We start from the raw sequence: 18,242 nt of genomic DNA, 5'->3' as shown, positions 1-18,242 counted from the left end.
GGGTCGATCTGGTCAAGGAAATCCCGTCCGGCAATGGTTTTCTGTGGTTGTGGAGATCTCCCTTCGGGTCAACAAGACGGTTCATGACGTCGTGGTCGACAACCGGCGCACGCTGCTGGACGCCCTGCGCGAGGACACCGGGCACACGGGCCCGAAGAAGGGGTGCGACCACGGGCAGTGCGGGGCGTGCACGGTGCTGCTGGACGGCCGGCGGGTGCTGTCCTGCCTGACGCTGGCGGTCGCGGTGTCCGGGGCGGAGATCACCACCGTGGAAGGCATTGCCGCTGATGGCGAGCTCGCGCCGATCCAACGGGCGTTCGTCGAGCTCGACGGCTACCAGTGCGGGTTCTGCACGCCGGGCCAGATCTGCTCGGCGGTGGCGGTGTTGGCCGAACACGCGGCGGGCTGGCCGAGCGCGGTGACGGAAGACGTGTCGCCGGATCGGCACAGTGAGCTGACGGCGGCCGAAGTGCGGGAACGCATGAGCGGGAACCTCTGCCGCTGCGGGGCATACCCGGCGATCGTGCGGGCGGTGCTGGCGCAGTGAAGGAGTTCGCCTACCACCGGGCAACCCGGGTCGACGAGGCACTGAGCCTTCAGGGCGAGGGCACGAAGTTCCTGGGCGGCGGCACGAATCTCGTGGACCTGATGAAGCAGGGCGTGGAAACACCGTCGCGGTTGGTGGACGTGCGGTTTCTGCCGCTGGCCGGCGTGCGTGCGGAGGCCGACGGCTCCGTGGTGATCGGGGCGACCACAACCAACAGCGACGTCGCCGCCGACCCGACCGTGCGGCGGCGCTTTCCGGCGCTGAGCCAGGCGATCCTGGCCGGGGCGTCGGGCCAGCTCAGGAACATGGCCACCGTGGGTGGGAACCTATTGCAACGCACCAGGTGCGCCTACTTCGCCGATCCGTCGCAGCCGTGCAACAAACGCCTACCGGGCAGCGGATGTCCGGCCGTCGCGGGGGAACACCACAACGACGCCGTTCTCGACTGGTCCGAGCACTGCGTGGCGACGAATCCGTCGGACATGGCGGTGGCGCTGGCGGCGTTCGACGCCGTCGTGCACTACGAGACCCCGGACGGGCCGGCCGAAGTCCCGTTGTCCCAATTCTACCTGCCGGTCAGCGACGCCCCGCACCGCGAGACGACGTTGCCCCCAGGCGCCCTGATCACCGCGGTTTCCCTGCCGCCGCAAGGGATGACGCTTTCCCGGTACCGCAAGGTCCGTGAACGCGCCTCCTACGCCTTCGCCACGGTGTCGGTGGCGGCCGGGCTGGACCTTCGCGACGGGATCGTCCACGACGTGCGGATCGCCCTCGGCGGCGTGGCTTCCCGGCCCTGGCGCGCGTACTCCGCCGAAGAGCTGCTTCGAGGCGGCCCGCTCGGCCGGGTGCGGCTCGCCGCCGAACGAGAGATGGAGGCGGCGAAGCCATTGCGGGACAACGGGTACAAGGTCACGCTGGCGGTCAACCTGATCGAGGCCGTCCTGACCGAACTGGGGGAGCGGCAGTGAGTCTCGGCGTCTCGCGACCCAGGATCGAAGGGCCGGGCAAGGTCACCGGCGGCGTGCGCTACGCGGCGGACGAGCCGGTCAAGAACCTGGCCTTCGGCTACATCGTCACGTCCACCATCAGTCGGGGCCGGGTCGCCGACATCGACATCGCTGCCGTGCAGGGCATGCCGGGTGTCCTCGGCGTGATCGACCACCGGACCGCGCCCCGTCTGACCCCCGGTGTCGGGTCGTACTTCGGCCCCGACGACGCCCTGCAGCTGCTCCAGGACGACACCGTGCCGCACGCCGGTCGCCCGATCGCGCTGGTGGTGGCCGAAACCCTTGAACAGGCCCGAGCCGTCGCCGACGCGCTGCCGGTCAGCTACGTCGAGGAACCGCACAACACCCTGTTCTCCGAGGACAATCCGGCCGCACGACCAGCGACTCCCTTGTACGGCCCCGATCTGGCCATCGGAGACCTGGCAGCGGAGCTGGCGGCGTCGGCGGCGGTGGTCGACGAGGCGTACAGCACGCCGGAAGAGAACTGCGCGGCCATGGAGCCGCATTCGGCCACGGCATGGTGGGACGGCGACCGCCTCGAAGCCATCGACACCAACCAGGGCCCGTTCTCCATCGCCACCGTGCTTTCCGCCCTGTTCGGGCTCGACCTGGCGCGGATCAGGATCCGGGCCGAGCATGTCGGCGGTGGCTTCGGGGCCAAGGGAATGTGCGGGCCGCAGCTCATCCTGGCCGTGATGGCGACCACGAAGTTCGGCCGCCCGGTCCGCATCTCCTTGACGCGGCAACAGGTCTTCCTCGCCACCGGGATGCGGCCGCCGACCGTGCAGCGCATGCGCCTCGGCGCCGATGCGGACGGCCGGCTGCGGGCGATGCAACACGAGGCGACGTTCTCCCTGTCACCGCTGGCCGACTACGTCGAGGGCTTCCCCGAACTGACCAAGACCCTCTACGCCGCGACGGCGATCCACACCAAGATCACCGCGGTGCCGCTGGACACCGTGCCACCGTTCTCCATGCGTGGACCGGGCGCCACGCCGGGATCGTTCGCGCTCGAATCGGCCATGGACGAGCTGGCCGAGCGCCTGGGCATGGACCCCGTGCGACTGCGGCTGCGCAATGAGCCGAGTGTCGGCCCGGTGTCCGGACTGCCGTTCAGCAGCCGGAATCTCGTGGCGTGCCTGGAAGAAGGCGCACGCCGGTTCGGCTGGGCCGCCCGCGATCATCGTCCCCGGCTGCGCCGCGAAGGCCGCCTCCTGGTGGGCACGGGCGTTGCGGCGACGTCGTTCAGCGCCGGGGCGTTCCCGTCCACGGCGTCGATCACCGCCGAGGTCGACGGCACGTTCTCCGTGGTCATCGGCGCCTCCGACATCGGCACCGGTGCCCGCACCGCCCTCACGGCGGTCGCCGCCGAGGCGCTCGGCGTCGACGTGGACAAGGTCCGGATCCACATCGCCGACAGCACCCTCGGCCCGGCCTGGAGCGCCGGCGGCTCCCGCGGCACGACGTCCTGGACGTGGGCGATCACCGAGGCCGCCGCTCAACTCCGCGGCCACACCGGCGAACTTCCGTTCACCGCGACCGCCGACACCGCCCAGCTGCTCGAACTCCTGGCCACGCGAGAACGTCACTCCTACAGCGCCGTCTTCGCCGAGGCCACCGTCGATCCCGCGACCGGTGAGGTCCGGGTCCGCCGGCTGCTGGGCATGTTCGCCGTCGGCCGCGTCGTCAATCCGCTGCTGGCCCGCAGCCAGGTCGTCGGCGGCATGATCGGCGGCCTTTCCATGGCCCTGCACGAGGAAGCCGTTCGCGACCGCCGCACCGGGCGGCCGGTCAACGCCGACTTCGCCGGCTACCACATCGCCGCCCATGCCGACATTCCCGACATCGAGGCCGACTTCGTCGACGACCACGAGCCCGGCATCCCGCTCGGCGTCAAGGGGGCCGGCGAGATCGGCAACGTCGGCACGGCCGCCGCCGTCGCCAACGCCGTCTGGCACGCCACCGGCATCCGGCAGCGCACCCTTCCCCTGCGGCTGGACCGCGTGCTTGAGTGAGAGGTGACTGACTGGGGGTCGCCGATGTCGCAGCCGTATCCCTTTGGCCGGGCCGTCGCGCTGGAGCCGCATCCGCGCCTGGCCGAACTGCGGCGGGCGGACGCGCCGCAGCGGGTGACGATGCCGTACGGGGGAGACGCGTGGCTGATCACCCGGTACGAGCAGGCGAAACTGGTGTTGTCCGATCCACGCTTCTCCCGCGCCGCGGCGGCCGGGGCCGACGTGCCGAGGTCCCGGCCGGGCTACGAGCCGGCGGGCAACCTGCTGTGCATGGACCCGCCGGAGCACGGCCGGATCCGCACCCTGGTGGCGAAGGCCTTCACCGCCCGGCGGGTGGAGTTGTTGCAGCCACGGGTGCAGGAGATCGTGGACGGGCTGGTCGACCGGCTGACCTCGCCGGGCGATCTGGCCGCGACGGTGGCGTGGGAGCTGCCGGTCCAGGTGATCTGCGAGCTGCTCGGGGTGCCGCTCGGTGAGCGTGAACTGGTGCGCCGCTGCACGGAGACCATCGTGGCGGTCGACGGTGTCACCCGTGGCGACATCATCGCGGCCCGGGACGAGCTGGCCGGGCTGCTGACAACACTCATTGTCGAACGTCGTGAGCAGCCGGCCGACGACCTGCTGACGGCGCTGGTAGCGGCCCGCGACGAGGGGGACCGGCTCTCCGACCGCGAGCTGCTCATGCTCGGCATCGCCCTGCTGACCGGCGGCCACGAGACCACCGCTAACCAGATCGGCAGCTTCGTCTTCCAGCTCCTGACGCGGAATCGGTGGCAGGAGCTCGTCCAGCGGCCCGAGTTGGTCCCGGCGGCGGTCGAGGAGCTGCTGCGGGTCACGCCGCTGGCCGCCGTCGCCGACCTGCCCCGCATCGCGAAGGAGGACCTGGAGATCGGCGGGCAGCTGATCCGCGCCGGCGACGCCCTGGTCGTCCAGCTGGACTCGGCCAACTTCGACGAGACGGCGTTCGCCCACGCCGAAGAGCTTGATTTCGGCCGCAGCACGAACCGCCACCTGGGCTTCGGTTTCGGGGTGCACCACTGCCTCGGGGCGCCGCTGGCGAGGCTGGAGCTGCGCGTCGTGTTGGCCACCCTCATCCGAAGGCGGCCAAGCCTGCGCCTCGCGGTGCCCGCCGCCCAGATCGAGTGGCGCACCGGTCAGCTGATCCGGGGTGTGCGGGCACTGCCCGTCACATTCGATCAGTAGGCCCCACGAACACCAGGCACGGTGTCGGCCGGCACGTCGAACAGAGTGCTGGGATCGCGGAGCATGGCCCAGCCGGCGGAACAAAGCCGACTCCGGCTCAGATAATTCCCGGCAGCTAGCGGCAAAACCGGCGCGCAGGTCCTGCTCCACGCCGCTGAGCTCGTCCAGGCGGTGCGCCTCGTCGGCCACCTTGTCCAGCAGGTGCCGGACCGACCAGTGCGGCTTGGCGGCCAGGCGCGCCCCGGCGGTGCGCAGAACGAGCGGCAGCCGGCCGCGCGTTCCAGCCGCTTGATGTGCCGGCTGATCGCCGGGTGCGTCCAGCCCAGTTCGCGGGCCGCCGCCGACATCGAGCCCGTGCGGTCGACGAGGTGGAGCACCACCAGGCTCCTGGGATCCAACAGGTAACCGATGCTGCCAGGGGTGTCATGAATTCGTTCTTTTGCTTACATGTCTCGTCCGGGCATTCTGGGGTGCATGGAACTGATCGGGATCATCGGCGGCCTGAGCTGGGAGTCCACCGCCGAGTACCTGCGGCTGCTCAACGAGGGCGTCCGGGCCCGGCTCGGTGGTCTGCATTCCGCCCGGCTCCGTGTCGCCACCGTCGACTTCGCGCCCGTCGCCGAGATGATGGCGGCGGGGGAGTGGTCCCGTATCTCCGCCGTGCTCATCTCCGAGGCCCAAGCCCTGGAGGCCGGCGGCGCTTCGTTCGTGCTGCTGGCCACCAACACGATGCACAAGCTCTATGACGAGGTGGCGGCCGCCGTTTCCGTTCCGGTGCTGCACATCTGCGACGTCACCGCCTCCGCCGCGCTGTCCGCCGGCGTCAGCCGGGTCGGCCTGCTGGGGACCCGGTACACCATGGAGCAGTCCTTCTACCGTGACCGCCTTGCCCTCCGCGGCGTCACCGCCGACGTGCCGGGCGCGGCGGAGCAGGCGGTCATTCAGCAGATCATCTTCGACGAGCTCTGCGTCGGTCGGGTCGAGGCCGCTTCCCGTGACCGGCTGCTGGACATCTGCCGATCGCAGGTTGCCGGTGGGGCCGAGGGGATTGTGCTGGGGTGCACGGAGCTGGAGCTGAGTGTTCGCCCCTCGGACCTGGACGTGCCGGTGTTCGCCACTACTGCCCTGCACTGCGTCGCCGCCCTTGACCGGGCGCTCGGGGTTGCCGTTGACGTCTGACAACGCCGGCGAGTGCGGTGACCGGTGACAACAGCTGTTGTCGGGGCTGGCTCTGATTGCGTGGTCAACCGGGCCTGGCCGGACTCGGTCGGGGATCACGGTCGAATACGAACGGTCGCCTGGCCAGGGCGCTGCCGCCGCTCGACTCCTACAGCCCCTCCCGCGCCCGAGCACGATCTTCTTCGTACGCCTGCGAATACGAAGAGGTCACCTCGGCCAGGCAGCACGGGGGCGCTGACGCAGTCGACGGGCCGCCCACGCGGTCGATCGGCGCTGCCGGCGCAGCCGGGGAACCACAGCCCACCTTTCCACCCGGGCGAGACCCAGCGCGACGAACATCATCACCAGCGGAAATGCCAGAGCCGTCCACATCTGACTCGCATACCCGCAGGGCCGAGCGGCACCCCTCGCCGGGTGTCACACGTTCGGGTCCATTGCGATTTCACCTCACCAGATCGTGGGGTGTAGCCGGCGCAACGTCGGGTGGGCCCGCGCCGACGCGGGCAGCTGTACGCCCTATCCGCGCCGGCGGCACCTGCCCGGACGGACCCCACCGACGGCGGCATCGAGGCCGCCGCCGGTGAAATCTCGATCACTTTCCGCAGGGATTTCTCAGGGCAGGATCTCGACGTATCCGTCGGTTCCGTGCACGCGGATCCGCTGCCCGTCCCGGATCAGCCGGGTCGCCTGCTGCACGCCCACCACGGCCGGCAGGCCGTACTCCCGGGCGATGACCGCGCCATGGGTCATCAGGCCACCCACCTCCGTCACCAGGCCCGCGATTCCGGCGAACAGCGGCGACCAACTGGGATCGGTGAAGGCGGTGACCAGGATGTCGCCCGCTTCCAGATCGGCCTGCGCCATGTCCAGGATGACCCGGGCCCTTCCCTCGACGGTCCCGGCCGAAACCGGCAGGCCGGTCAGGGCGCCCGCGGGCACGTCATCGCGCCGGTACGCCCCGGAGACGGCCTCGCCGTCGGAGGTGAGCACCCGCGGCGGCGTGAGCGCGTGGTACGAACGGAACGCGTCCTTGCGCTGCTGGACGAGTCGGTCATCCACCTGCTTCGAGCGCACGACGTCGCGCAGTTCCTGGAACGTGAGGTAGAAGATGTCTTCCTTCTCGGCGAGCACCGCTGCCCGCACGAGGCGCTCGGCCTCGGCCAGCAGGGCCTGCTTGTAGACGAAGTAGCGGCTGATGATGTCGTACTTCGGATACTCCCGGTACCCGATGAAGGTCCTGAGCCGGTCGATCATCTGCTTGGCCTCGTCGGCTTTTCGGGACCCGTCCGGCAGCGCACGCAGGCGGGACAGCACGTCCTGCTCCTTCTCCTGCGCCTTCTGTCGCCCTTCCTCGAAGCGCCGCTCGGCGGCGCCCGGCGGGAAGTTCCTGACGTTGTCGAGGATGACCGGCACGAGCGTGCTGGGGCGCTCGCGCCAGCGTGGCCTGGTGATGTCGATCTCGCCGACGCAGCGCATGCCGTACCGGTCGAGGTAGGCATCGATGGCCGCACGCGCTTCTGTCCCGCCCGCGAGCTTCGCCAGCGCGTCCAGGAAGTCCTCGTCCTCGACGCCCTGCAGATACGCCACCACCTCCGAGTGGGGGCGGATCACGTCCGCGACGTCGAGCAGCGCCAGTCCCATCTCCGAGGTGACGTTGCCGGGGGCGGACAGCGTGAGCGGGTCAGCCGCGTTCTTCTCGCCCAGCCACTCCGCCAGCTTGTCGTTGAGCCACCAGGTGGCCTCCATCCCGGCCATGATCGCTTGAAGGCTCAGCGGGTCACTGAGGACGCGCTTGTGCTCGGCGAAGGCGTCCAGCAGGAAATCGAACAGCGCCGGTCCGGTCTTCGTCCGGATGTCGCGCTCCAGGGCGCTGATCGACTCCTGGCTGCGTTCGACGAGCTCGGCGACGACGGTCGGATCGGTCGTGATCGGGGCGGACGGGCCGCCGGCCGCCCGGCCGCCGGGACTCGCGTCCGGCAGCGTCGGGACGAAGTCCTCGCGGTCGAGGATCGTTTGCAGAGCGTCCCTCATCAGGGGATCGTCTTTGCCCATGACGTCCAGGAGGCCGGCGCGGCTCGCGGGCGAGGCCAGGCGCCGGGTGACGTCGACGAACAGCCGCCCGCCGGCCGTGTGCATCGGCGCCATCGCCGTCAGCTGCCACACCGACAGCCCCAGTGGCTTGATCGGGTCGGTCATCATCTGCCCGTGACCGACCGACACGTAGACGTGATTCTCCTGGTCGCCGGCCTCGGGAATGGGGAACAGCGTGGTGATCGGCCGGCTCTGAACGAACTGGAAGCCGTCATCGGCCAGGCACCATTCGATGTCCTGCGGGCGGGCGAAGTGCGCCTCGATCCGCCGCCCGAGCTGCACGAGCCGCACGACCTGCGCATCCGTCAGCGCGGGCTGCTCCTGTCGCCGCGGGTCGATCGGCACCTCCTGCGTGCCACCGGTCGGCAGGGCGTGCACGGCCCGCTGTTTGGCGGCGATCGTCCTGGCGACGATGTCGCCGTGGCGCACCTTGTACACGTCCGGATTGACCCGGCCGGAGACCAGGGCCTCGCCGAGGCCGAAGCCGGCGTCCACGGTGGCGACGGTGCGGTTGCCCGTGACGGGGTCGGCCGTGAACAGGATGCCGGCCGCATGCGGGACGACCATCCGCTGCACGACCACGGCCATCTGCACCGCGCGATGGTCGATGCCGTTGCGGCGCCGGTAGGTCACGGCTCGCTCGGTGAACAGGGATGCCCAGCACCGGCTGACGTGCTGGAGGACCGCCGTCGGTCCGACGATGTTCAGAAACGTGTCCTGCTGGCCGGCGAAGGAGGCCGTCGGCAGATCCTCGGCCGTGGCGCTGGATCGGACGGCGTAGGCGGCGTGCTCGCCGTGCCGGACGAGCGCGCCGGTGATCGCCGCCGCGAGATCGTCCGGAACTGCGATCGCTTCGATGGTCCGACGAATCTGCGCGCTGAGCGCGCGGATCGCCTCCCGGTCATCCGGGTTCACGCGCGACAACCGATCGAGCCGATCGTCGAGCGACAGCGCGGCCGTCACGATCCGACCGAACGCGTGGGTCGTCACACAAAAGCCGGCCGGCACACGGATGCCGTCGATCCGTGACAGCTCGCCCAGGTGCGCGCCCTTGCCGCCGACGTCCGCGATCCGCGTCTGGTCGACCTCGTCAAATTCCACTATGTACTGCCCGATCACCGCGATACCCCCGTGGCCGTCGCATTCCATTGCTGGGCGCCGGCCGATCGAATCGACGGCGCCTCCACTTCGGTCGAACCCCGTGTCGGCGACCACACACGCACGTTCTGCCCCCATGTCCTCGTCCACTGTGGATCGGCCGCCGATTCTGCGGCACGACCGGGGTCTTGCGGCAAGCCCCCCGTTCCGCTATACGTTGAAAGTGGCGGGGAGTGTGATCTCCTTGCCTTCTCTTTTGCTCGTCCGCCGTGGACACAGGCCGGCTGCGCGAGATGCTCGATGAGCTCCGGCGGATGCGGCAGCGGTGCGAGCCCAAGTCGAAGCCGCGGTGGCGCTCACACCCGGATCTTGAGGCTCCTTCGCGCCGGTGATGGTGGCCCGCACTCGGTGCGGTGTCGAACCGGCCGGCCGGTCGCGCTTCAGCGTGGTTTTCCGCGCTCCGGGAACGTGGCCAGCCCTTGCTCGACCAGCCGGGCGGCGCGGCGGACCTCCTGGGTCACGGCGTCGATCGCGGCCGGCACGGGATGACCGGGTCGCAGGTGGATCCGGAGAGCCCGGAACTGGACCCGCCACAGGCCCAGGAGGGTGGCCGCGACGATCTGGGGTTCCGGGTCGTCGGGTCGCAGTCCGGTCCGGTCGGCGAGCACTTCGGCCGCGATGTCGACGAACCGGTCGGCGGTGTCACTCCGGTATGCCCGTAGCGACGGGGTGTTCCGGATCAGGTCGCCGAACTTCTGGTACTGCGCCAGCCTGCGGTCGGTGTCGGTGTCGGTGTCGGCGGAGAGGCCGGCGACGACGCCGTGCAGTTCGTGGTCGAGCACGGCCAACATCGCGGTGACCGGGGGCAGCGCCGGGTTCGACAGGTGCGTGCGCAACGCCTCGGCCGTCGCCTCCAGCCGGTCCAGCAGCAGCGCCTCCTTGCTCGGGAAGTAGTTGAAGACGGTCTTCTCGGACACCCCGCACGCCTCGCCGACGTCGGTCACGCGGACGGCGTCGAAGCCGTGCTCGACGAACATCCGCGCGGCGGTGTCGGACAGCTGCTGGCGCATCGCGCGCTTCTTGCGCTCGCGCAACCCTTCGGCGGCCGGCCGACTGGTTCCCGTTGTCGCCATGCGGCCATCCTACTTCAGCCGCACGAAAAGTTCTGCTACGGTATTTTTCTAGCCGCTAAACCTACTCGTCAGGGAGGCCGCCATGGCCGAGATCCACATCGTTCGCGACTACCCGCACTCGCCCGCGAAGGTCTGGCGGGCGATGACCGACCCGGACCTCATCCCGTACTGGACCTCGACCGGGAAAGGCGCTCGCGCCGTCGGGTTCCGGCCCGTGGTCGGCAACCGGTTCCAGTTCGTCGCCAAGCCGATGCCCGGCTGGCGGGGGATCGTCGACTGCGAGGTGCTGGAGGTCAGCGAGCGGGAGCTGCTGCACTACACCTGGGTCGGGGCGGCGGGCGAGGCGCCCAGCCACGTCCGCTACCGGCTGGAGCCCACGGCCGAGGGAACTCGCTTCACCTACCACCACACCGGGTTCACCGGCGTCGGCGGGTTCGCCATGGCCAAGTTGCTCGGCTCGGTCCGGACCAGGATGCTCACCGTCGGGGTGCCCGCCCTGCTCGCCGAGCTGGACGAGACCGGCGCACTGCGCCCGGGCACGACGCTGCGGCTGACTCAGCCCCGGTGAACATCCCCGCTCAGACCTTCGCGCTCGTCGCGGCGGTCACGCACTTGTGGATCTTCACGATGGAAAGCGTCCGCTTCAGCCGCCCGCAGGTGCACGCCATGTTCGAGGTTCGCCCGGCGGACCTCGACACTGTCCGCCCCTGGGCGTTCCACCAGGGCTGCTACAACGCTCTGCTGGCCCTGCAGATGCTCGCCGGCCTGATCGCGGTGCACCTGGGCGCCTCCACCGCGGGCCACGCCCTCGTCCTGGCCGCCGGCGCGTCCATGCTCGCGGCGGGTGTGGCCTTGATCGCCTTCGACCCCCGCCGGGCGCGGATCAAGGGCCTGATCGGCCAGGGCGCACCGGCCCTGGCCACGCTCATCGCCCTCGTGGCCTGAACGCGTCGTCATCTCCTAGCCGGCGAACTCCTCCCGCAGCTCCCGGCGCAGCAGCTTGCCGGTGGCGGTGCGGGGGAAGTCGGTGCGGAACTCGATGCGGCGGGGGCGTTTGAAGGAGGCCAGGCCGGCGGCGCAGTGGTCGAGGAGCTGGCGGGCGAGGTCGGGGGAAGGGGCCGAGGCGGGCTGGACGATGGCGATGACGCTCTGGCCCCACTCGGCGTCGGGCACGCCGATGACGGCGGCGTCGGCGACGGCGGGGTGGGTGAGCAGGTGCTGCTCGACCTCGGCGGGGTAGACATTGACGCCGCCGGTGAGGATGAGGTCGGTGCGGCGGTCCAGCAGGTAGAGGTAGCCGTCGGAGTCGAAGCGGCCGAGGTCGCCGACGGTGTGCAGGTCGCCGATGCGGTTGGCCCGGGTCTTGGCGGGGTCGTTGTGGTACTCGAACGGGTCGCCAGGGGCGTCGTAGTAGATGGTGCCGGCCTCGCCGGGCGCCACCTCGTGGCCGTCGTCGTCGAGCAGCTTGACGGTGAGGCCGGGCAGCGGCCGCCCGACGGTGCCGGGGCGGCGCAGCCAGCCCTGCGGGTCGATCATGCTGACCAGGCCCTCGGTGGCGCCGAGGTACTCCCACACGATGGGGCCGAGCCAGTCCATCATGTGCTGCTTGACCTCCACCGGGCACGGCGCGCCGGCGTGGATCAGGGTGCGCAGGCTGGACAGGTCGTAGCGGTCACGGACCTCGGCCGGCAGTCGCAGCAGGCGGACGAAGTGAATGGGCACGAAGTGGCTGTCGGTGACGCGGTGCTGCTCGATGGCCCGCAGCGTGGCCTCGGCGTCGAACTTGCGCCGCCAGACGATGGTGTGCCCGAGGTGCAGCGCCGAAAGGGAGAAGTAGCTGGGCGCGGCGTGGTACAGGGGCGCGACGACGAGGTGCACGCCGTCGTCGGGCTTGAGACCGAACGGGGCCACGGAGTCGGCCATCGCCTGGGCGATCACGCCGGGCGGCCGGCCGGTCAGCCTGCGCTGCACGCCCTTGGGGCGGCCGGTGGTGCCGGAGGTGTACATCATGACCCGGCCCTCCAGGAGATCCGACGGGTCCTCGGAAGGGCCGTCCAAGGCCGCGTAGTCCTGCCAGCCCGGCACGGCGCCGTCGACGGCGAACCGGTGCGGCACGGCCAGGTCGAGGTCGGCGGCCAGGTCGGCGTGCGCGACGACGACCTTGGCCCCGGAGTCGGTGACGATGAACTCGACCTCGGGCGGCGTGAGGTGGGTGTTGACCGGCACCAGGTACAGCCCGAGCTGCCCGGTGGCCAACACCAGCTCGTAGTAGGCGGACGAGTTGTGCACCATCGCGGCGACGACGTCACCGGGGGCGAGCCCGAGGGCCCGCAGCGCATGGCTGAGGCCGTTCACGCGGGCCCGGAGCTCCCCGAAGGTCGTGACCTGGCCGTCGGAGTCGACCAGCGCCGGCCTCGACGGATCCGCGACCGCTACTCCATAGAACCCGTTCGGCATCCCCAGATCCCTTCGCGAAGGAACGTCGCCTCCGACGGTACGGCCGTTGTCGAATGAGGGGTGGGATTCGGTGCCCCGTCGACGACTTTCGATGCCCGAGCGACCATCGGTCAGAAGTGGTCATGGGTGACTTGTTCTGGTTGTTCTGTTTAGGTTATCGCGCACCGATGTCCCGATCTTTCGTGATCCTGCGCGTAAATTCCGTGCTGCGCTCGCCGCCGGCCTCGCCGCGGCCGTGATCGCGGCGTAAGCCCCGGTCTGGCGCAGGCGGCCCTGCTACCGCACCCGGGCCGCCTCGACGATCACGCTGTTCACCGGGGACAAGATCACCGTCAACGGCCAGGACGTGTCGCCGCTGCCCGGGTTCCTACCACTGCCGGTGGTAGGAAACCGGGACGTACGCTGAACCGAGGTCTGGGTAACCCTTGGCCGCCGAGGCACGCTCACTTCGTGACCGAAACACTGAGCACACCACGGCGGGCCGCCACTCGCCTGCCGGGCAAGGCCCTGTTCGGGCTGTTCTTCGCCGGCTTCATCGCCATCCTCACCGAGTGCCTGCCGGCCGGCCTGCTGCCGGAGATGAGCGCCACGCTGCACACCAACGCGGCGCTGACCGGCCAGGTCGTCACGATCTACGCGCTGGCCACCGCGCTGGGCGCGATCCCGCTGTCGCGGCTGACCGCGCGCTGGCCGCGCCGCAACGTGCTGATGGTGGCCCTGGCTGTCGTCCTCGTGACGAACGCGCTGACGGCGCTGTCCACCGACTACACCCTGACCATGGTCATCCGCTTCGTCGCCGGCCTCGGCACCGCGATGGTCTGGCCCCACCTCGGCAGCTACGCCGCCCGCCTGGCCCCCGCGCACCTGCAGGGCCGCGCGGTCGCCATCGCCTCCGCCGGCACGCCGATCGCGCTGGCGCTGGGCGTCCCGCTGGGCACGCTGGTCGGCAGCGTCGGCGGCTGGCAGATCGCCTTCCACGCCTCGGCTTTGCTGGCCGGTCTGAACATGCTGTGGATGCTGGCCACGCTGCCCACCAAGCCGGGCCTGCCCACGGACGACCGGTTCAGGCTGACCAAGGTCCTGATGATCCCGGGCCTGCGCACGGTGCTGTACGCGCTGACCGCGTACATGGTGGCGCACAACATCCTCTACACCTACGTCACCGATTTCCTGGGCTACGCCGGCATGTCCGGCCAGACCGGCTGGGTGCTGTTCGCCTTCGGCGTCACGTCGGTGCTGAGCGTGCTGGTCGTCGGCACGCACATCGACCACCACCTGCGCCGGCTCACCGTCGGCAGCACCCTGGTGTTCGCCGTCAGCGCGCTGGTGCTGGCCGTGCTGTCGGGCGTGCCGGTGCTGGTCTACGTGGCCGTGGCGGCCTGGGGCCTGGCCTTCGGCAGCTCCGCCAGCCTGTTCATCGTGGCCGGTATGAAGGCGACCGGGGAGGCCGCGCACGTGGCCCAGTCCATCACCATCACGGTGTTCTCCGGCTCCATCGCGATCGGCGGCTTCCTCGGCGGCCTGCTGATCGACGACCTGGGCACCGGCTCGATCACCTGGGCCACGCTGGTCCTCCTGGTCGCCGCCGCCGTCGCGGTCATCGGCGGCCGCAAGCACGCCTTCCCGAAGGGAGCCTGAGCCATGCGTACCGGACACTGCCTGTGCGGCGCGATCAGCTACAGCTACGACGCCGAGCCCGTGATCGAGGTGCTGTGCCACTGCGACGACTGCCAGCGGCACACCGGCTCCGCCTTCTCGGAGAACGTCCTGGTGCCCCAGGATTCGGTGCGGATCAACGGCATCCCCAAGGTGCACAACACCGTCGGCGCCGAGAACGGACAGGTCCGGGACCGGATGTTCTGCGGCGACTGCGGGACCCCGATCTTCACGGTCATGCGTGAGCGGCCCGAGATCATCATCGTCAAGGCCGGCACGCTCGACGACCGGACCGGCCTCAAGCCCACCGCCGAAGTGTGGGGGCGTCGCGCCCAGGAATGGTTCGGGCCGGATCCCAGCCGGGTTCGGTTCGAGGGCGACGCCGAGTAGGAACAGTGGCGGTCACCGTGTCCTCCGCCGGGAAACCGGCGGAGGGCACGCCCGCACGTCGTGGCGCCGAGGACCGCCGTGGCATGGGCCGCGAGAGTAACGCCCAACGTTGGTGTGGAACACAGAGAAAGAGCGGCCTCCCGTGGGCCGCCGCTCTCTTTTTCTCAGTAGGGGAACACCTTCTGCTGCCCGGCGACGGTCACCCAGCGGGTCTCGGTGAAGGCGTCCACGCCCCACCGGCCGCCGAACTTGCCGTAGCCGCTGTCCTTCACGCCGCCGAACGGGACCTGCGGCTCGTCGTCCACGGTCTGGTCGTTGACGTGCACGATGCCGGTCTGCAGCCGGCGGGCCAGGGCCAGGCCGCGGCGGGAGTCCTCGGTGATCACGCCGGCGGTCAGCCCGTACGGGGTGTCGTTGGCGATGGCCACGGCCTGCTCGTCGTCGTTCACGGTGATCACGGTGACCGCCGACCCGAAGATCTCCTCGTCGAAGATCCGCATGTCCGGGGTGACATCGGCCAGCACCGTGGCCGGGAAGCGGGCCCCGTCGGCCTCGCCGCCGCCGGTCAGCACCCGCGCCCCGGCCGCCACCGCCGAGGCCACCAGCTCCGACACCCGCCGCGCGGCGCCGGCGTTGACCAGCGGGCCGATCACCGTGGCGGGATCGGACGGGTCACCGGCCGGCAGCGCGGCCACCTTGGCCGCGAACTTCGCCGTGAACTCCTCGGCGACCGACCGGTGCACCAGGATCCGGTCCACCGACAGGCAGATCTGCCCGGCGTTGTTGAACGAGCCGAAGGTGGCCGCGTTCACGGCGTAGTCGATGTCGGCGTCGTCCAGCACCAGCAGGGCGTTCTTGCCGCCCAGCTCCAGCAGCGCCGGCTTGAGGTGCTCGGCCGCGGTCCGGCCGATGATCCGGCCGACCTTGGTCGACCCGGTGAAGTTGACGATGCGCACCCGCTGGTTGGCGATCAGGGTGCTCGCCACGTCGGCGGCGTCGGACGGCGCGTTCGTCACCACGTTGAGCACGCCGGCCGGCAGTCCGGCCTCCCGCAGCACGTCGGCGAGAAACAGACCGCAGGCGATCGGGGCCTCCTCGCTGGGCTTGAGCACCACGGTGTTGCCCACCGCGATCGGCACCGCGAACGAGCGCACGCCCAGGATGAGCGGGGCGTTCCAAGGGGAGAACGCCGCCACCACGCCCAGCGGCTCCCGCAGCGCCAGCGACAGCTGGCCCTCGGTGTCGGTGGCCAGCACCTCGCCCACCGGCTGGCCGACGGCCGCGGCCGCCTCGCGGAAGATGCCAGCGGCCAGGTCGACGTTGAAGCCGGCGAACACGGCGACCTCGCCGACCTCCTCGGCCATCAGCGCGGTCGCCTCGGCGGCCCGGGCCTCCAGGACGTCGGCGGCCCTGAGGAAGATCCGGCGCCTGACCGCCGGGGACGTCGCCGCCCAGGCCGGGAAGGCGCGGTGCGCCGCGTCGACCGCTCGGGTGATGTCGGCCGGCCCGCCCGCCGCGACGACCGCGTACACCTCGCCCGTGTACGGGTTGAGGTCCTCGGTGGTACGACCATCAAGTGCTGGCACGTCCTCGCCATTGATGAACAGCTCACGTTTGATCGTCATGACACCAAACTGCGCCCGTTCGGTCGGGGTGCCCAGATCTCCGCTCCGCCTACGAAACGGGTGCCTACCACCGGCAGGGACAGGCAGAGCGGGCCGCCCGGCCTGATACTGGGGCCATGGACCCACGCACTGAGCTGAGCGAGTTCCTGCGCACCCGCAGGGCCCGGCTGACCCCGGGCGACGTGGGGCTGCCCGAGTTCGGCCGCCGTCGCCGGGTGCCGGGGCTGCGCCGCGAGGAACTGGCCCAGCTGGCCGGCGTCTCCGTGGCGTACTACACGCGCCTGGAGCAGGGCAACGGCCGCAACGTCTCGGTCGAGGTCCTGGACGCGATCTCCGCCGCCCTCAAGCTTTCCGACGCCGAGCACGCCCATCTCCTGCACCTGGCCAAGCCCGGGCAGCACAAGCGCCGTCCCACGCCGCAGCGCCAGCAGGTGCGGCCCGCGCTGCTGGAGTTGTTGAGCGCCATGGATTCCGTGCCGGCCTACATCTGGGGTCGGCGCACGGATGTGCTGGCCTGGAACCGTTCCGCGTCGGCGCTGTTCGGCGACTGGGCCGCCCGCGCGCCGCAGGACCGGAACTGGGCCCGGATCGTGTTCCTCGACCCGGAGGCCCGCAACCTGTTCGCCGACTGGGAGGCCAAGGCGTCCGATGTGGTCGGCCAGCTGCGGATGGACGCCGGCCAGCACGCGGGAGACCCCGTGCTCAACGAGCTCATCGGCGAGCTTTCCGTGCGCAGCGACGAGTTCCGGACCATGTGGGCGACCCACAACGTCAAGCGCAAGACCTACGCCGGCATGAACCTCACGCATCCGCTCGTCGGCGGGATCACCCTGCACTACGAGACCTTCGCCCTTCCAGGCGACCAGGAGCAGTTCCTGTCCACCTATCATGCCGAGCCGGCCTCACCTTCGGCCGAGGCCCTGCGCATGCTGGTCAGCTGGGGAACGGACGCGGCGGTGTCGCGGACCTGACCGGCTCAGCATCCGGCGGCGAAGTCGGTCAACCCGGCCGTCTGCCGCTGGGCCTCGACGTCGGCGAGACGTTCCGTCAGGGCGGCGTGCAGGAAGCGGTAGGAGTCGCTGCCCAGGACGAGGCGCTTCGGGGCCGGTGATCGGTCGGCGCTGGCGATGATGCAGGCGGCCATCTTCGCGGGGTCGCCGAGGGAGGGGCGGTCGCGGTCGCCGGCGGCACGGGTCATGGCGGCGGGGGAGTGGTCGTAGGCGGGTATGGGCGTGGCGGTGCGGAGGCTGTCGAAGCGGAACTCGGTGCGGGCGCCGCCCGGCTGGACGATCGTGACCTCGATGCCGAACGGGGCCACCTCCTTGGCCACCGACTCCATGAAGCCCTCGATGCCCCACTTGCTGGCGTGGTAGAGCGAAGCGCCGGGGTTGGTGGCCTGGCCGCCGTAGGTGGAGAGCTGGATGAGCCGCCCGTCGCCCTGGGCGCGCAGATGCGGCAGCGCGGCCCGGACGACCTGGATCGAGCCGACGAGGTTGGTGGCCAGGATGTGGGTGATTTGCTCGTCGGTGACCTCCTCGGCCGCGCCGAACAGGCCGTAGCCGGCGTTGTTCACCACCACGTCGATCCGGCCCAGCTCGTTGAACGCCCGGTCGACGGTGTCCCGGATGGCGGCCGTGTCCGTGACGTCCAGCCGCGCCACCCGGAGCTGGTCGCCGTACTTGTCCTCCAGGTCAGCCACCGTGCCCGGCCGGCGGACGGTGCCGGCGACCCGGTCGCCCCGTTGAAGCAGCTGCTCGGTCAGCTGTCGGCCGAAGCCGCTGTTGATGCCCGTGATGAGCCATGTCATTCCCCGAGCGTGCCGTCGGCACGAGCCCTGCGGG

At 70.6% G+C, this 18,242-nt stretch carries 16 protein-coding genes; 10 read left to right on the top strand and 6 right to left on the bottom strand.

The window, feature by feature from the left end:
- The first annotated feature begins 43 nt into the window (after nt 1-43).
- Genes AB0M73_RS23540 through AB0M73_RS23525 form a run of 4 tightly spaced genes read left to right on the top strand, consistent with a single transcriptional unit; the run spans nt 44 to nt 4,772 of the window.
- A complete protein-coding gene (locus AB0M73_RS23540; protein WP_363893923.1) occupies nt 44-547 on the top strand; it encodes a 2Fe-2S iron-sulfur cluster-binding protein in 504 nt (167 codons plus the stop codon).
- The gene (locus tag AB0M73_RS23535; RefSeq protein ID WP_363893920.1) at nt 544-1,515 is read left to right on the top strand and encodes a xanthine dehydrogenase family protein subunit M; all 972 of its coding nucleotides are present in this window, start codon (nt 544-546) and stop codon (nt 1,513-1,515) included. Before AB0M73_RS23540 ends, AB0M73_RS23535 begins: the two co-directional genes overlap by 4 nt.
- Entirely contained in the window at nt 1,512-3,569 is a 2,058-nt protein-coding gene (locus AB0M73_RS23530) for a xanthine dehydrogenase family protein molybdopterin-binding subunit (RefSeq protein WP_363893917.1), read from the top strand. The genes AB0M73_RS23535 and AB0M73_RS23530 overlap by 4 nt, the downstream gene beginning before the upstream one ends.
- A 3-nt stretch (nt 3,570-3,572) precedes the next feature.
- Nucleotides 3,573-4,772 (top strand): cytochrome P450, encoded by a 1,200-nt coding sequence (locus AB0M73_RS23525; protein ID WP_363893914.1) that lies wholly within the window; start codon nt 3,573-3,575, stop codon nt 4,770-4,772.
- On the opposite strand, the gene AB0M73_RS23520 is transcribed toward AB0M73_RS23525, so the two are convergent.
- Nucleotides 4,766-5,149, bottom strand: coding sequence for a LysR family transcriptional regulator (locus AB0M73_RS23520; protein WP_363894075.1), 384 nt, complete (start codon nt 5,147-5,149; stop codon nt 4,766-4,768). The two genes, AB0M73_RS23525 and AB0M73_RS23520, sit on opposite strands and share 7 nt — an antisense overlap.
- A gap of 97 nt (nt 5,150-5,246) precedes the next feature.
- On the opposite strand from AB0M73_RS23520, the gene AB0M73_RS23515 reads away from it, so the two are divergent.
- The gene (locus AB0M73_RS23515) at nt 5,247-5,951 is read left to right on the top strand and encodes an aspartate/glutamate racemase family protein (protein WP_363893911.1); all 705 of its coding nucleotides are present in this window, start codon (nt 5,247-5,249) and stop codon (nt 5,949-5,951) included.
- Between the two features lie 612 nt (nt 5,952-6,563).
- Here the strand turns inward: AB0M73_RS23515 and rph are convergent.
- Nucleotides 6,564-9,143, bottom strand: a complete 2,580-nt coding sequence (gene rph / locus AB0M73_RS23510) for a rifamycin-inactivating phosphotransferase (protein WP_363893908.1) — start codon at nt 9,141-9,143, stop codon at nt 6,564-6,566.
- A 437-nt stretch (nt 9,144-9,580) separates the two neighbouring features.
- On the bottom strand, nt 9,581-10,273 hold the full coding sequence (locus AB0M73_RS23505) for a TetR family transcriptional regulator (RefSeq protein WP_363893906.1): 693 nt from the start codon (nt 10,271-10,273) through the stop codon (nt 9,581-9,583).
- Between the two features lie 82 nt (nt 10,274-10,355).
- On the opposite strand from AB0M73_RS23505, the gene AB0M73_RS23500 reads away from it, so the two are divergent.
- Entirely contained in the window at nt 10,356-10,841 is a 486-nt protein-coding gene (locus AB0M73_RS23500) for an SRPBCC domain-containing protein (RefSeq protein WP_363893903.1), read from the top strand.
- Nucleotides 10,838-11,218 (top strand): DUF1304 domain-containing protein, encoded by a 381-nt coding sequence (locus AB0M73_RS23495; protein WP_363893900.1) that lies wholly within the window; start codon nt 10,838-10,840, stop codon nt 11,216-11,218. Before AB0M73_RS23500 ends, AB0M73_RS23495 begins: the two co-directional genes overlap by 4 nt.
- Nucleotides 11,219-11,233: 15 nt before the next feature.
- Here AB0M73_RS23495 and AB0M73_RS23490 read toward each other — a convergent pair whose 3' ends face one another.
- Nucleotides 11,234-12,730 carry an AMP-binding protein gene (locus AB0M73_RS23490; RefSeq protein ID WP_363893897.1) on the bottom strand — a complete coding sequence of 499 codons (1,497 nt, stop codon included), beginning with the start codon at nt 12,728-12,730 and terminating at the stop codon, nt 11,234-11,236.
- 450 nt (nt 12,731-13,180) lie between these two features.
- Here AB0M73_RS23490 and AB0M73_RS23485 point away from each other — a divergent pair, with 450 nt between their 5' ends.
- On the top strand, nt 13,181-14,368 hold the full coding sequence (locus AB0M73_RS23485) for an MFS transporter (protein ID WP_363893895.1): 1,188 nt from the start codon (nt 13,181-13,183) through the stop codon (nt 14,366-14,368).
- 3 nt (nt 14,369-14,371) lie between these two features.
- Complete coding sequence (locus AB0M73_RS23480) at nt 14,372-14,776, top strand: GFA family protein (RefSeq protein WP_363893892.1); 405 nt, start codon at nt 14,372-14,374, stop codon at nt 14,774-14,776.
- Nucleotides 14,777-14,940: 164 nt separating this feature from the next.
- On the opposite strand, the gene AB0M73_RS23475 is transcribed toward AB0M73_RS23480, so the two are convergent.
- Complete coding sequence (locus AB0M73_RS23475; protein ID WP_363893889.1) at nt 14,941-16,401, bottom strand: aldehyde dehydrogenase; 1,461 nt, start codon at nt 16,399-16,401, stop codon at nt 14,941-14,943.
- A gap of 116 nt (nt 16,402-16,517) precedes the next feature.
- Between AB0M73_RS23475 and AB0M73_RS23470 the strand changes: the two genes are divergently transcribed.
- Nucleotides 16,518-17,372, top strand: coding sequence for a helix-turn-helix transcriptional regulator (locus tag AB0M73_RS23470; RefSeq protein WP_363893886.1), 855 nt, complete (start codon nt 16,518-16,520; stop codon nt 17,370-17,372).
- A 5-nt stretch (nt 17,373-17,377) separates the two neighbouring features.
- On the opposite strand, the gene AB0M73_RS23465 is transcribed toward AB0M73_RS23470, so the two are convergent.
- Nucleotides 17,378-18,208, bottom strand: coding sequence for an SDR family oxidoreductase (locus AB0M73_RS23465; RefSeq protein WP_363893883.1), 831 nt, complete (start codon nt 18,206-18,208; stop codon nt 17,378-17,380).
- Nucleotides 18,209-18,242 lie beyond the last annotated feature (34 nt).

The sequence above is a fragment of the Kutzneria sp. NPDC051319 genome, assembly GCF_040682195.1.
Taxonomy (GTDB): Bacteria; Actinomycetota; Actinomycetes; order Mycobacteriales; family Pseudonocardiaceae; genus Kutzneria.
This window is presented reverse-complemented; position numbering and strand designations above follow the sequence as displayed.

Bases quoted from the DNA above. Each gene is read 5' to 3' on its own strand.
- AB0M73_RS23490 (WP_363893897.1), bottom strand. From the start codon at position 12,730: ATGCCGAACGGGTTCTATGGAGTAGCGGTCGCGGATCCGTCGAGGCCG.
- AB0M73_RS23465 (WP_363893883.1), bottom strand. From the start codon at position 18,208: ATGACATGGCTCATCACGGGCATCAACAGCGGCTTCGGCCGACAGCTG.
- AB0M73_RS23505 (WP_363893906.1), bottom strand. From the start codon at position 10,273: ATGGCGACAACGGGAACCAGTCGGCCGGCCGCCGAAGGGTTGCGCGAG.
- AB0M73_RS23515 (WP_363893911.1), top strand. From the start codon at position 5,247: ATGGAACTGATCGGGATCATCGGCGGCCTGAGCTGGGAGTCCACCGCC.
- AB0M73_RS23475 (WP_363893889.1), bottom strand. From the start codon at position 16,401: ATGACGATCAAACGTGAGCTGTTCATCAATGGCGAGGACGTGCCAGCA.
- AB0M73_RS23500 (WP_363893903.1), top strand. From the start codon at position 10,356: ATGGCCGAGATCCACATCGTTCGCGACTACCCGCACTCGCCCGCGAAG.
- AB0M73_RS23470 (WP_363893886.1), top strand. From the start codon at position 16,518: ATGGACCCACGCACTGAGCTGAGCGAGTTCCTGCGCACCCGCAGGGCC.
- AB0M73_RS23480 (WP_363893892.1), top strand. From the start codon at position 14,372: ATGCGTACCGGACACTGCCTGTGCGGCGCGATCAGCTACAGCTACGAC.